Source organism: Klebsiella sp. Ech2A (assembly GCF_030078455.1).
Classification (GTDB): Bacteria; Pseudomonadota; Gammaproteobacteria; order Enterobacterales; family Enterobacteriaceae; genus Klebsiella; species Klebsiella terrigena.
The window spans coordinates 1-13,337 of record NZ_JAQGFU010000119.1; the positions used below are offsets into that span (position 1 = coordinate 1).

The 13,337-nt window shown below is 57.8% G+C and carries 14 protein-coding genes and 1 tRNA gene; 3 read left to right on the plus strand and 12 right to left on the minus strand.

From position 1 onward, the window contains the following. Positions 1-700, plus strand: a 700-nt coding sequence (gene lplA, locus PFH44_RS18550; protein ID WP_283825777.1) for a lipoate--protein ligase LplA, incomplete at its 5' end; no start/stop codon positions are given. 85 nt (positions 701-785) lie between these two features. Here the strand turns inward: lplA and deoD are convergent. The 12 genes from deoD to PFH44_RS18610 form a co-directional block, all read right to left on the minus strand. Further along, complete coding sequence (deoD, locus tag PFH44_RS18555; protein ID WP_041143950.1) at positions 786-1,505, minus strand: purine-nucleoside phosphorylase; 720 nt, start codon at positions 1,503-1,505, stop codon at positions 786-788. 56 nt (positions 1,506-1,561) lie between these two features. Then, entirely contained in the window at positions 1,562-2,785 is a 1,224-nt protein-coding gene (gene deoB, locus PFH44_RS18560) for a phosphopentomutase (RefSeq protein ID WP_283825778.1), read from the minus strand. 52 nt (positions 2,786-2,837) lie between these two features. Next, positions 2,838-4,160: a thymidine phosphorylase gene (gene deoA, locus PFH44_RS18565; RefSeq protein WP_283825779.1), complete on the minus strand. Its 1,323-nt coding sequence runs from the start codon at positions 4,158-4,160 to the stop codon at positions 2,838-2,840. A gap of 156 nt (positions 4,161-4,316) precedes the next feature. Next, positions 4,317-5,096, minus strand: a complete 780-nt coding sequence (deoC, locus tag PFH44_RS18570) for a deoxyribose-phosphate aldolase (RefSeq protein ID WP_045860078.1) — start codon at positions 5,094-5,096, stop codon at positions 4,317-4,319. A gap of 439 nt (positions 5,097-5,535) precedes the next feature. Next, positions 5,536-6,312 carry a TatD family hydrolase gene (locus PFH44_RS18575; protein ID WP_283825780.1) on the minus strand — a complete coding sequence of 259 codons (777 nt, stop codon included), beginning with the start codon at positions 6,310-6,312 and terminating at the stop codon, positions 5,536-5,538. Further along, the gene (locus tag PFH44_RS18580) at positions 6,312-7,385 is read right to left on the minus strand and encodes a patatin-like phospholipase family protein (protein ID WP_283825781.1); all 1,074 of its coding nucleotides are present in this window, start codon (positions 7,383-7,385) and stop codon (positions 6,312-6,314) included. The genes PFH44_RS18575 and PFH44_RS18580 overlap by 1 nt, the downstream gene beginning before the upstream one ends. A 142-nt stretch (positions 7,386-7,527) precedes the next feature. Beyond that, positions 7,528-7,689, minus strand: coding sequence for a DUF1328 domain-containing protein (locus PFH44_RS18585; RefSeq protein WP_004857650.1), 162 nt, complete (start codon positions 7,687-7,689; stop codon positions 7,528-7,530). Between the two features lie 121 nt (positions 7,690-7,810). After that, positions 7,811-8,422: a molecular chaperone OsmY gene (gene osmY, locus PFH44_RS18590; protein WP_283825782.1), complete on the minus strand. Its 612-nt coding sequence runs from the start codon at positions 8,420-8,422 to the stop codon at positions 7,811-7,813. A gap of 218 nt (positions 8,423-8,640) precedes the next feature. Beyond that, positions 8,641-10,230 carry a peptide chain release factor 3 gene (prfC, locus tag PFH44_RS18595; protein WP_045860086.1) on the minus strand — a complete coding sequence of 530 codons (1,590 nt, stop codon included), beginning with the start codon at positions 10,228-10,230 and terminating at the stop codon, positions 8,641-8,643. 91 nt (positions 10,231-10,321) lie between these two features. Further along, entirely contained in the window at positions 10,322-10,999 is a 678-nt protein-coding gene (gene yjjG / locus PFH44_RS18600; protein ID WP_123710183.1) for a pyrimidine 5'-nucleotidase, read from the minus strand. A gap of 14 nt (positions 11,000-11,013) precedes the next feature. Further along, on the minus strand, positions 11,014-11,460 hold the full coding sequence (gene rimI / locus PFH44_RS18605) for a ribosomal protein S18-alanine N-acetyltransferase (RefSeq protein WP_045860090.1): 447 nt from the start codon (positions 11,458-11,460) through the stop codon (positions 11,014-11,016). After that, positions 11,429-11,842 carry a DNA polymerase III subunit psi gene (locus tag PFH44_RS18610; RefSeq protein WP_041143940.1) on the minus strand — a complete coding sequence of 138 codons (414 nt, stop codon included), beginning with the start codon at positions 11,840-11,842 and terminating at the stop codon, positions 11,429-11,431. The genes rimI and PFH44_RS18610 overlap by 32 nt, the downstream gene beginning before the upstream one ends. Positions 11,843-12,016: 174 nt before the next feature. Between PFH44_RS18610 and rsmC the strand changes: the two genes are divergently transcribed. Together rsmC and PFH44_RS18620 are read left to right on the plus strand one after the other, a co-directional pair. After that, positions 12,017-13,045, plus strand: coding sequence for a 16S rRNA (guanine(1207)-N(2))-methyltransferase RsmC (gene rsmC / locus PFH44_RS18615; RefSeq protein ID WP_283825783.1), 1,029 nt, complete (start codon positions 12,017-12,019; stop codon positions 13,043-13,045). Between the two features lie 170 nt (positions 13,046-13,215). Beyond that, a tRNA-Leu gene (locus tag PFH44_RS18620) sits at positions 13,216-13,301 on the plus strand. Positions 13,302-13,337 lie beyond the last annotated feature (36 nt).

Sequence of the window (13,337 nt, forward strand, 5' to 3'; positions counted from 1 at the left end):
GGAGGCGCTTAACGCGCTGGGCGTCGCGGCGGAAGCCTCCGGGCGCAACGATCTGGTGGTGAAAACCGCCGAAGGCGACCGCAAGGTCTCCGGCTCCGCCTACCGTGAAACCATGGATCGCGGTTTTCACCACGGCACGCTGCTGCTGAACGCCGATTTAAGCCGCCTCGCCAACTACCTCAATCCGGACCAAAAAAAGCTGCAGGCCAAGGGGATAACCTCGGTACGCGGCCGGGTGGCCAATCTGGTGGAGCTGCTGCCGGGCATCACCCACCGTCAGGTTTGCGCCGCCATCGAAGAGGCTTTTTTCAAACACTACGGCGAGCGGGTGGAAGCCGAAGTCATTTCACCGGATAAAACCCCCGATCTGCCTAATTTTGCCGAAACCTTCGCCCGTCAGAGCAGCTGGGAGTGGAATTTTGGTCAGGCGCCGGCCTTCTCTCACCTGCTGGATGAGCGCTTTCGCTGGGGAGGCGTCGAGCTGCATTTTGACGTCGAGCAGGGGCATATCACCCGCACGCAGGTATTTACCGACAGCCTGAACCCGGCGCCGCTGGAAGCGCTGGCCGCGCGGCTGCAGGGCTGCGCGTATCGCGCCGAGGCGCTGCAGCAGGCATGTGAGGCTCTGCGGGTCGATTTCCCCGAGCAGGAACAGGAGCTAGGCGAGCTGTCCGCATGGATAGCGGGTGCGGTACGGTAATGGCGGGAGGCGGCTATCCGGCCGCGGCGTTCGCGCTTTAGCCGGAAACTGCGGCCCTCCCCATATCGGGGGAGAGCCGCTCATCTTACTCTTGATCGCCCAGCAGAACGGATTCCAGCGCGATTTTGATCATATCGTTGAAGGTGGTCTGACGCTCGGCAGCGGTGGTCTGCTCGTGCGTACGGATATGGTCAGAGACGGTGCAGATAGTCAGCGCTTTTGCACCGAACTCTGCCGCCACGCCGTAGATACCGGCCGCTTCCATTTCCACGCCCAGAATGCCGTATTTTTCCATCACGTCAAACATCGACGGATCCGGCGTATAGAACAGATCGGCGGAGAAAATGTTACCGACGCGCGCGTCAACGCCCAGCGCTTTCGCGGCGTCAACGGCGTTGCGCACCATGCCGAAGTCGGCAATAGCGGCAAAGTCATGGTCTTTAAAACGCAGACGGTTCACTTTGGAATCGGTGCAGGCGCCCATACCGATAACCACGTCGCGCAGCTTCACGTCAGCGCGTACCGCGCCGCAGGAGCCGACGCGAATGATTTTCTTCACGCCGAAATCGGTGATCAGCTCTTTGGTGTAGATGGAGCAGGATGGGATACCCATACCGTGGCCCATAACGGAGATTTTGCGACCTTTGTAGGTCCCGGTGAAGCCCAGCATGCCGCGCACGTTGTTCACTTCGCGCACGTCTTCAAGGAAAGTTTCCGCAATGTGCTTCGCGCGCAGCGGGTCGCCCGGCATCAGCACGACGTCAGCGAAATCACCCATCTCGGCGTTAATGTGTGGAGTTGCCATCGTTTTATCCTTTTTATTTGAATGCATGAAGGGCGGGAAGTCCCCGCCCAAATCCATCAGAACATGGCTTTGCCATATTCCATATCAGAGGTACCGAAGTACTTAGCCAGAGTCTGACCGATGTCGGCGAAGGTTTCGCGGTGGCCAAGAGAACCGGGTTTAACCTTCGGACCGTAGACCAGTACCGGAATATGTTCCCGGGTATGGTCGGTGCCCTGCCAGCTTGGGTCACAGCCGTGATCGGCGGTCAGGATCAGAATGTCATCTTCCCCGACCAGCGCCATCAGCTCAGGCAGGCGGCGGTCGAACAGCTCCAGACCCGCGGCGTAGCCGGCGATATCGCGACGGTGGCCCCACGAAGAGTCGAAATCGACGAAGTTGGTGAAGACGATAGTCTTGTCGCCCGCTTCTTTCATCTCTGTGATGGTCGCGTCAAACAGCGCGTCCAGGCCGGTCGCCTTCACTTTTTTGGTGATCCCGCAGTTCGCGTAGATATCGGCAATTTTACCCACCGACACCACGTGGCCGTCTTTCTCATCCACCAGCTTCTGCAGCACGGTGGCGGCAGGCGGCTCAACGGCGAGGTCATGACGGTTACCGGTGCGCTGGAAGTTGCCCGCCTTGTCGCCGATAAACGGACGCGCAATCACGCGGCCGATGTTGTAGCCGCCTTCGGTCAGCTCTTCGCGCGCAATTTCGCACAGCTCATACAGCTTATCGAGACCGTAGGTCTCTTCGTGACAGGCAATCTGGAACACCGAGTCAGCGGAGGTGTAGAAAATCGGCTTGCCGGTTTTCATATGCTCTTCGCCGAGCTGATCCAGAATGACGGTACCGGAAGAGTGGCAGTTGCCGAGGTAGCCCGGTAGGTTTGCGCGCTTAACCAGCTTGTCCAGCAGCTCCTGCGGGAAGCTGTTCTCGTGTTCCGGGAAGTAGCCCCAGTCGAACAGCACCGGCACGCCGGCGATTTCCCAGTGGCCTGACGGCGTGTCTTTACCGGAAGAGAGTTCGTGCGCCCACGCATAGGCACCGACAACTTCCGCATTTCCATCCATTCCAGCCGCGATGGAACCCGTAGAACCTTCATGCGCTTTTACCAGACCGAGACGGGTCAGGTTTGGTAAATTCAGCGGGCCTTTGCGGCCGATGTCGGCTTCCCCTTTGGCACAGGCTTGCGCAATGTGTCCGAGGGTATCTGCGCCAACGTCGCCAAAGCGAGCAGCATCTTCAGTCGCACCGATGCCGAAGGAGTCCAGCACCATAATAAATGCACGTTTCATATTATTCTCCGTACCTTTTGCGCTGCAAAAAAGCGATCAGATCAGTATACAGCTATTCAATAATGCGACGATAGACCGTCGGCGTTTCTTTCGGTGCGGTATCGTCCAGTTTTATTGCCGCCTTCACGGCTTTGGCGGCCTCCTGCCAGCTGGATTCATCTTTCGCGTGAATCACCGCCAGCGGCCGCTGCCCGTCAACGCTATCGCCAAGACGGGCCATATCGGTAAAGCCGACGCTGTAGTCAATCGGGTCGGACGCCTGACGACGACCGCCGCCCATCGACACCACCGCCATGCCCAGCGCGCGAGTGTCCATTTCAGCGACAAACCCTTCGCCGTCGGCATAGACCGCCTTGCTCAGCATCGCGGTCGGCAGATATTTATCATAGTTTTCAACGAAATCGTTCGGGCCTTTCTGCGCAGCCACCATTCGGCCAAAGACCTCGGCCGCTTTACCGTTATCCAGCACCGCCTGCAGCTTCGCCCGCGCGTCGGCGTCGTCCTGGGCGAGCTTGCCGGAAATCAGCATTTCGACGCACAGCGCCATGGTCACGTCAAACAGACGCGGATTGCGGTATTCGCCGGTCAGGAACTGAACCGCTTCGCGGACTTCGACGGCGTTACCGGCGCTGGAGGCCAGCACCTGATTCATATCGGTCAGCAGCGCGGTGGTGCGCACGCCCGCGCCGTTGGAGACGCCAACGATCGCTTCGGCCAGCGCCGCAGAGAGTTCGTAGGTCGGCATAAAGGCGCCGCTGCCCACCTTCACGTCCATCACCAGCGCATCCAGGCCCTCAGCCAGCTTTTTCGCCAGAATAGAGGCGGTGATCAGCGGAATCGAGTCCACCGTCGCGGTAATGTCGCGGGTGGCGTAGAAGCGCTTGTCGGCAGGCGCCAGCGAGCTGGTCTGCCCGATGATAGCCACGCCAACATCCTTAATAATGTCGCGGAAACGGCCGTCGTCCGGGAAAATATCAAAGCCGGGGATCGCTTCCAGCTTGTCGAGCGTTCCGCCGGTATGCCCCAGTCCACGACCGGAGATCATCGGCACGTAGCCGCCGCAGGCGGCAACCATTGGGCCAAGCATCAGCGACGTAACGTCGCCCACGCCGCCGGTGGAGTGCTTATCCACGATCGGCCCGTTAAGATTGAGGCTTTTCCAGTTCAGTACGGTTCCTGAATCCCGCATCGCCATGGTCAGCGAAACGCGTTCTGGCATAGTCATATCGTGGAAAAAAATGGTCATCGCCAGGGCGGCTATCTGCCCTTCGGAGACGGTATTATCACGGATGCCGTTGATGAAAAAGCGAATTTCATCATCGCTCAGCGCGTGACCATCACGTTTTTTACGAATAATTTCTTGTGCGAGAAACAAGGTAACCCCCTGAGGAATAAGGTCAAACACGACGGGCGGCGTTATCTGCGCCCGTGCTAAAATCCTGAAGCCCGGCCGCTCGTTGCGGCGCCGGAGATCTCCCGGCCTCGGCGCTGACGCGCCTCGTCCGGGATACGGTTATGTCACCGTGACGCCTTAGTAGCTGCTGGCGCTCTTACCGTCGCCGTGGCCCAGCGCTTTCAGCAGGCTAGCCAGCAGGCTGGAGGCGCCGAAGCGGTAGTGACGCGAGTCGGCCCACTCTGCGCCGAACAGCTCATCGGCAATCGCCAGGAACTGCTGCGCGTCTTCCGCGCTGCGTACGCCGCCCGCTGGCTTAAAGCCTACGGTTTCCTGTACGCCCATATCGCGGATCACTTCCAGCATGATGCGCGCGCTTTCCGGCGTGGCGTTTACCGGCACTTTACCGGTAGAGGTTTTGATGAAATCCGCGCCCGCCTTGATGGAAATTTCGGAGGCTTTGCGGATTAGCGCTTCTTCTTTCAGCTCGCCGGTTTCGATGATCACTTTGAGCAGAACGTTAGCCGCCGCGCAGGCCTCTTTACAGGCTTTAACCAGGTCGAATCCAACCTGCTCGTTGCCGGCAATCAGCGCGCGGTACGGGAATACCACGTCAACTTCATCGGCGCCGTAGGCGATCGCGGCGCGGGTTTCCGCCAGAGCGATATCGATATCGTCATTACCGTGCGGGAAGTTAGTCACCGTGGCGATATGAATATCCGGCGTGCCCTGCTCATTCAAGGTCTTACGAGCAATCGGGATAAAGCGCGGGTAGATACAGATAGCCGCCGTGTTACCGACCGGCGTTTTCGCCTGATGACACAGCGCGATCACCTTCTCATTGGTGTCGTCGTCATTCAGGGTGGTCAGGTCCATCAGCTTCAGTGCGCGCAGGCTGCTTGCAGATAAATCAGTCATTTCATACTCCGACGGCGTATTGCCGGTTCAATAGTTTGTCACCTTGCGAGTCTGTTACTATTGTAACATCACCTCGCCGTTACACTTCGACACCCATCACAGTTAATGAAAACTAATTACTAAATTGCATAACCATAATGAGATGTAAATCACATAAAAATATCCGTACTCACCGTCTCAGCGACAAGTTTTCTTTAAGCATAATCAGAATTGCTCATCGCGCGACAATGTTATTATTATAACATACAGGCGGCATAAAACTCGACACCAGCGCACACGTATTGTGCTAAAGAAAGAGGGATTATGTGATTATAGATTGAAAAATAAAGATTTTAATCAACGCCAGGGAATGATGGGATTTTCACAAACAAGGGGGCCGCAGCGTGAGTTTTGCCGCCGCCACGGCCCAGAGGGCGGGTTTCGCTTGTTAAGCGAGGTGTTATAGCCTGCCGAACAACGCTTCGGTGTTGCTCAGGAGAGCCTCGGCGATAGCATCCGCCGGCTCCTGGCGCAGCTCGCACAGAGTGGCAAAGACCCGAGCCGCCTGCTCCGGACGGTTTGGCTCTCCCTGAAAGCCGTTTAGCGGCATATCCGGAGCGTCCGTTTCCAGCAGCAGCGCCGACAGCGGCAGACGCGACATGACCTCGCGCGTTTTGCTGGCGCGGGGATAGGTAATGGTTCCGCCAACGCCAATTTTGTATCCTGACTGCACGAAACGCTCCGCCTGCTGCAGGCTGCCGGCAAAGCCATGCACCACCCCGGTACGCGCCAGAGCGTGCTTTTTCAGCAGCATCGCCAGCTTATCGTGGGTGCGTCGCGAATGGAGGATAACCGGCAAATCATAGCGTTTTGCCAGCCGCAGCTGCGCCTCAAGAACCGCCTGCTGGCGATCGAACTGCGGATCCTCGCGGTAGAGATCGAGGCCAATTTCCCCAATCGCCACCACCTTTGCGCTGCGCTGCTGCAGGCACGCCTCAAGGCGCTGGAGGCTGCTCTCATCATGACGCTCAATCACTATCGGATGTAGGCCCAGCGCGGCATACAGCGCATCATGCTGCTCAGCCAGGGCCAGCACGCGGGGAAAATTGTCCGCCTCGGTGGCGGGAACAATAATCCGCATCACTCCTTCACGCGCGGCCCGGGCGATGCTGTCCGTTTCATCATCGGCAAACGGCGGGAAATCGAAATGACAGTGGGTATCGATAAACTGCCGCATTACGCCAGATCCTCATTATCAAAGCTGGCATCGTTGGCCTGCGCGGCGTCAATCAGGGTTGCCTGGTGCGCATCGTTGGCCACGGAAGCCGGCGGCACCACCACCGGCGCGGGCACCGCGAGACGCGGCATATGCCGCAGCAGCGGCGGACGGTCGGCCAGCAGCTTGCCCACCGTTGCCAGGAAATAGCGGCCGCACTGACGGCCGGTTTTATAGTCCTCCAGCAGCGCCGGCAGCCGGCTCCCCAGGGCCATGCTTTTTAACGGCTTCTGCGGGTAGATTTCGAGGATCCGCAGCTTATCCGGCGGCTTATCAATAAACTGCTGGGTGGCGCGGTAGGTGGCCTCATGGTGCTGGACCAGATTGACAAACGGCTGCAGGCTACTTTCGCCGAGCCAGCGCTCCATACGTTTAAACCACTGCGGGGTATAGTACATCTGCGACGGAACCGTGCGGATCACCACAATCGTCTGCGCGCCGCGTTTTGCGGCCTCCTGCACCGGGATCGCGTCGCTGACGCCGCCGTCGAGATAGCTGATACCGTCAAGCATCACGCCGCTGCGATAAAAACCGGGGATCGCGCTGGAGGCGCGGATCTGATCGAGCCAGGTGGACTGCGTCGGGGAAAAGTAGTTAGGGGTATAGTCGTCGCCGCGGCAGGCGCACATCCACAGCTCTTTGCCCTGCGCAAATCGATCTTCGGCGTAGCTCATCGCCAGAGGCATTTTTTGCGCCGTGGTCCCCACCAGCCAGTCGAGGTCGATAAGATTCCCGCCGCGCACGAAGCGCATCGGGTCAAAAAACTCGCGGGAGGTGGTGTAACGCGTGATGACCTTGCACGCGTAGCCCTGCTGGTTGCAGATATAGGCGGAGAGATTTTGCGCCCCGGCAGAGGTGCCGAGCATAATGTCAAAAGGGTTAAATCCGGCGCGCATGAACTCATCCAGCACCCCGGCGGTAAAAATCCCCCGTTGTCCTCCCCCCTCACACACCAGGCCAAGCTTGCCCGGGTGAAAAGGTTTAACCGATAATGGCGCAATGTTGCCAAGCGTGACGGGAATTCGATGCCCCACTCTGTCTTCCTGTTTGCTTATTCTATCGCCTCAAGGTAACGCAATTTTTAACCCCCTGATACAGCAAAAGCCAGTCATATAGACTGGCTTTATGTAAAACACTATTTCATCAATACGGTTAATGCAGTTCTGGCCTTAGCATCTACGGGCGCCGGCGCCCGGTAAACAGGCTGACCAGGAACAGAATAATACCGACGACAAAGACAATTTTTGCCGCCCAGGCTGCCGTACCCGCCAAGCTACCGAATCCTAAAGCTGCGGCAATTAAGGCGATGACCAGAAAAATAATGCCCCATCGAAACATAATGCTCTCCTTACCATAGTGGATAACGGTCGCTTTTCTACGCGCTCAGGTCGCGCAGGCACCAACCCTGTCGTGCTCTATTAAACGGCAGTTGCCGAAAAAAGTTATTTATTGAACGGTGTTATTGGACGCTGAGATCATTTTTCACGGTTTTTACGCCGGTGACGGCTTTGGCTATCTCAACGGCGCGTTCTGCCTGCTGACGAGATGCCACCGTCCCGGACAGACGCACGGTGCCGTCGCTGGTTTCAACCGTCACCTTCCGCGAAGGGACAATATCGTCGGCCAGCAGCTTAGCTTTGATTTCGCTGGTAATCGCCGTATCGCCAGCGTAGCCCTTCAGGCTGGCAGGCTGCTCGTTGGCGACGCTCAGCTTGTCGTTGACCGTCGAGACACCCTTAACCTCCTTCGCTATTTTGACCGCCTGCTCTTTCTGCTCGGTGCTCTCCACCGAGCCGCTCAGGGTGACCGCTTTATTCTCAGTTTTCACCGAGATATCCGTGCTGCGGATGCTTTTATCATCGATCAGCGCCGCCTTAACTCTGGCAGTAATGGTGCTGTCGTCCATAAAGTCGCCGACTTTATTCATCGAGCTATCGACAGCCTGCCCGGCGCTGTTGGCAACGGATTTTGCGCTGTCCGTCGTTGAGTTGTCCGCATATGCCGAGGCGCTGATCATAGCCGAGCCCAAGAAGAGCGCCAGCAGCTTGCTGGTATTCTTTCGTCTTGTCATGGTGATCTCCTCGTTATTTCTATATCGGTAAAGCAAAATAAGTAGTTTATTAAGCCAGCATTTTGAAAATTGCTTATTAAATATAGTAGAAGGTCGCAAGGAAGGAGGGAAATATGCATAAAAAAACGGGAGAGCGGAAAAAATTAAGAACTTTCTTTAGCGGCGGGAACGGCGGGAAAATCGAGCAGAGCGCGGCACAGGCCGCGCTCCAGAAGGGATTAGTGCTCGCGCGTTTTGCGGAACACCACTTCAGGGTAACGCTCCTGAGTCAGGTTAAGGTTCACCATCGTCGGGGCAATATAGGTCAAATTATCGCCGCCATCGAGGGCCAGCTGAATTTCATTTTTACGTTTAAACTCTTCGAATTTCTTCACGTCGGTCGATTCAACCCAGCGGGCGGTCGCCACGTTGACCGATTCGTAAATCGCTTCCACGTTATATTCGCTCTTCAGGCGCGCCACCACCACGTCAAACTGCAGCACCCCGACGGCCCCGACGATCAGGTCGTTGTTAGCGATCGGACGGAAAACCTGTACCGCGCCCTCTTCAGAGAGCTGAACCAGCCCTTTGAGCAGCTGTTTCTGCTTCAGCGGATCCTTCAGACGAATACGACGGAACAGCTCCGGCGCGAAGTTCGGAATGCCGGTGAACTTCATCATCTCGCCCTGGGTAAAGGTATCGCCAATCTGGATGGTGCCGTGGTTATGTAAGCCGATAATATCGCCAGGGTAGGCTTCTTCAACGTGCGAGCGATCGCCGGCCATAAAGGTTAGCGCGTCGGAAATCACCACGTCTTTGCCAATACGCACCTGACGCAGCTTCATACCCTTTTCATACTGCCCGGAAACCACGCGCATAAAGGCCACGCGATCGCGGTGTTTCGGGTCCATGTTGGCCTGAATTTTAAACACAAAGCCGGAGAACTTCTCTTCTTCCGCGCGAACTTCGCGCGTATCGGTCTTACGCGGCATCGGTGCGGGCGCCCACTCCACCAGGCCATCCAGCATATGATCGACGCCGAAGTTGCCTAAAGCCGTCCCGAAGAAGACCGGGGTGATTTCCCCTGCCAGGAACAGATCTTTATCGAATTCATTGGAAGCGCCCTGCACCAGCTCCAGCTCATCGCGCAGCTGCTGCGCGAGGTCTTCACCGACCGCGCTGTCGAGATCCGGGTTATTCAGGCCCTTAATAATGCGGACTTCCTGGATAGTGTGGCCCTTGCCGGTCTGATAGAGATACGTTTCATCTTTATAGAGATGGTACACGCCCTTAAACAGCTTCCCGCAGCCAATCGGCCAGGTGATCGGCGCGCAGGCGATGCGCAGCTCGTTTTCAACTTCGTCCAGCAGCTCCATCGGATCGCGAATATCGCGATCGAGCTTGTTCATAAACGTCAGGATCGGCGTGTCGCGCAGACGGGTTACTTCCATCAGCTTGCGGGTACGATCTTCGACGCCTTTGGCCGCATCGATAACCATCAGGCAGCAGTCCACCGCCGTCAGCGTACGATAGGTATCTTCAGAGAAGTCTTCGTGGCCCGGGGTATCCAGCAGGTTAACCAGGCTACCGTGATACGGGAACTGCATCACCGACGTGGTAATAGAGATACCACGCTGCTTTTCCATCTCCATCCAGTCCGATTTCGCGTGCTGGCTGGAGCCGCGGCCCTTAACGGTACCGGCAGTTTGAATCGCCTGTCCGAACAGCAGCACCTTTTCGGTGATGGTAGTTTTACCGGCATCCGGGTGAGAAATAATGGCAAAAGTGCGGCGCTTGGCCACCTCCTGCAGATAAGGAGACAACGTCATAATTGAATCTTCTTAGTAAACGCGGCAACCGGCCACGCATGTTAAATACGAAAAATTGCGGCTATTTTACCCATCAACGGGGGGGAGGCAATCAGTGTTTACACAGGAGCTGCTCCAGTTCGCTTAACGAGGTTACCGTCCAGTCCGGGCGGAGATCCTCAGGCAGCTCGCGCTGATGGGCGTTGAGCCAGCAGGTCGCGAGGCCAGCGTTGACGCCGCCGCGGATATCAGACTCTGCGGTATCCCCGACCATCAGCACGCGGGAACGATCCGGGAAGCCCGCCTGCGCCAGGGCGTAGTCAAAGATCCGCGCATCCGGCTTTGCAACGCCGACTTGTTCAGAAATAATCAATAAATCAAAGTGATCGCGCAAACCGGTTCGTTCCAGGCGGATCTGCTGTAGCGAGGTAAAGCCGTTGGTAATAATCCCCATCTTCACCTTACCCTGCAGCGCGTTCAGCAGCGATACCGCCCCGGGAAGCGGCGAGCAGATCTCGGCCATGGCGTTCATAAACGCATCGTTAAGCTCGCCCGGCGGCACGCTCAGGCGACTGGCCCAGCTATCAAAACGCTGGTGCTGCAGCTGAAGCGAAGTGATGGCGCCGTTTTGGTAGTCCACCCACAGCGGCTTATTCACGGCCTGATAGTCCTGAAAATCTTCAGCGGTAAACGTCACGCTATAGTCGAGGAACATCCGCTGTAAACCGGTGAAGGAGTCAAACGTAAACAGCGTTTCATCGGCATCAAAGAAAATCCAGTCCCACTTCATCGTATCACCTTGTCTTACATGCTTAGCGGTAGAGCCATAATGAGTGCATCCTCACGGCCGTCGGCGGTGGGGTAGTAGTTGCGGCGGATGGTCGCCTCGTTAAAGCCCAGGCTTTCATACAGCGCAATGGCCGCGGCGTTAGAGGCGCGAACCTCCAGCCACAGCGTGGCGACGCCGCGTTTTTCGACCTCATCAATCACCCGCTCCAGCAGCTCTCGGCCCAGGCCGCGCCGCTGGAAGGCCGGATCGACGGCGATGTTAAACAGCGTCGCCTCATCCAGCACAATTTGCGTAATGGCAAAGGCCGCCATTTCACCATCGACCGCCAGCCGGAGATTCAGGTAGCGCTCTCCCTGATTGCTGGCGAAGGTTTGCTCGCTCCACGGAAAAGCGTGGGCGCGGGTTTCTATTTGCCAGGCTCGGGGCAAATCAGCCGTGTTGAGGGTAGAAATCGTGTTCATGTGCGCAGATTTGTTGCCAGAGCGCCATACGGGCAGGCGCGCTGGTCTGGAGTTCATCAAAAGCGGGCGAGGTTACCTGTGCGCCCGCCAGCAGCAACGGTGCGTCCGTGCCTAACCGCCAACTGTTACAGCGGCCGTTCTGCGGCAGCATCGCCACGCGGTCTGGCGTCAGCTGCAGCACCTGATCCGGCGTCAGCGCCAGCGCGCGCAGAACGTCGCCGATTAGCGGTTCGCTGAGCGACGGCGGATTTTCCGCCACCATCACCAGACGAATATGGCCAGCCAGTGAGATAGCGATTTCGCCCTGCAACGCCCCGGGGCGACGCAGCGACCACTGGGTAATGCCCAGCTGCTGTAATTGCCAGTCTCGTCGGGATGTCATAGCGAAACACTCCTGTTAATCAAGCGCGCAATATAGCAAATCCGTCGTATTTGCGCCAACAAACTCCGCCCTGTCGGCGGCGGGATACGGCGACGCTCGCAGGGACAGCCAACAAAGAGGCAGCGCTAAGGATAACGTGTATAATCGGCGCCAGTCTTAATGAAGGAGTGTTTCATGTCTGCTTTTACCCCGGCAAGTGAAGTCTTGCTGCGCCACAGTGATGATTTCGAGTCCGCCCGCGTTCTGTTTGCCGGTGACCTGCAGGATGACCTGCCCGCACGTCTGGACACCGCTGCCAGCCGCGTTCACACCCAGCAGTTTCACCACTGGCAGGCGCTGAGCCGCCAGATGGGCGAGAGCGCCAGCTTTGGCCTGGTGGCGCAGGCCAGCGACGTCGCCGATTGCGATACGCTGATTTACTACTGGCCGAAGAACAAGCCGGAAACCCAGTTCCAGCTGATGAACCTGCTGTCGCTGCTGCCGACCGGTATCGATATTTTCGTGGTCGGTGAAAACCGCAGCGGCGTGCGCAGCGCCGAGCAGATGCTGGCCGACTACGCGCCGCTGACCAAAGTTGACAGCGCCCGCCGCTGTGGGCTGTATCACGGTCGCCTGGAAAAACAGCCCACCTTCGACCCTGAGCAGTACTGGGGCGAATATCCGCTCGACAACCTGACGATTAAAACCCTGCCGGGCGTATTCAGCCGCGACGGGCTGGACGTCGGTAGCCAGCTGCTGCTCTCAACGCTGACGCCGCATACCAAGGGCAAAGTGCTCGACGTCGGCTGCGGCGCGGGCGTGCTGGCGACCGTACTGGCAAGCCACTCGCCGAAGGTCCGCTTAACCCTCTGTGACGTCAGCGCGCCGGCGGTAGAGGCCAGCCGCGCCACCCTCGCCGCCAACGGCATTGAAGGTGAAGTCTTCGCCAGCAACGTGTTCTCCGAGGTTAACGGCCGGTTTGACATGATCATTTCCAACCCGCCGTTCCATGACGGCCTGCAGACCAGCCAGGAAGCGGCGCAAACCCTGATTCGCGGGGCGGTACGCCACCTCGGCAGCGGCGGCGAGCTGCGCATCGTCGCTAACGCCTTCCTGCCTTATCCGGACGTGCTGGACGAAGTCTTCGGCTTCCACGAAGTTATCGCGCAGACCGGCCGCTTTAAGGTCTACCGCACCGTGATGACCCGCCAGGCGAAGAAATAGCGCCTCGCGACCGTCCGGCGACGTAACCGCGCGTCGCCGGCCTTTTACCGCCTCCCGGCGCGCCTTTTTGCAACAATCAATTCCGCCAGCACAATTAACTATTGACGAATAGCTGAAAACCACTAGAATGCGCCTCCGTGGTAACGATACTTTCATAGTGTCGATGGTATGCGAAGGTGGCGGAATTGGTAGACGCGCTAGCTTCAGGTGTTAGTGTCCTTTGGATGTGGGGGTTCGAGTCCCCCCCCTCGCACCATCATCCACGTAGATATCGCTCGCACTGTGCGAAGGT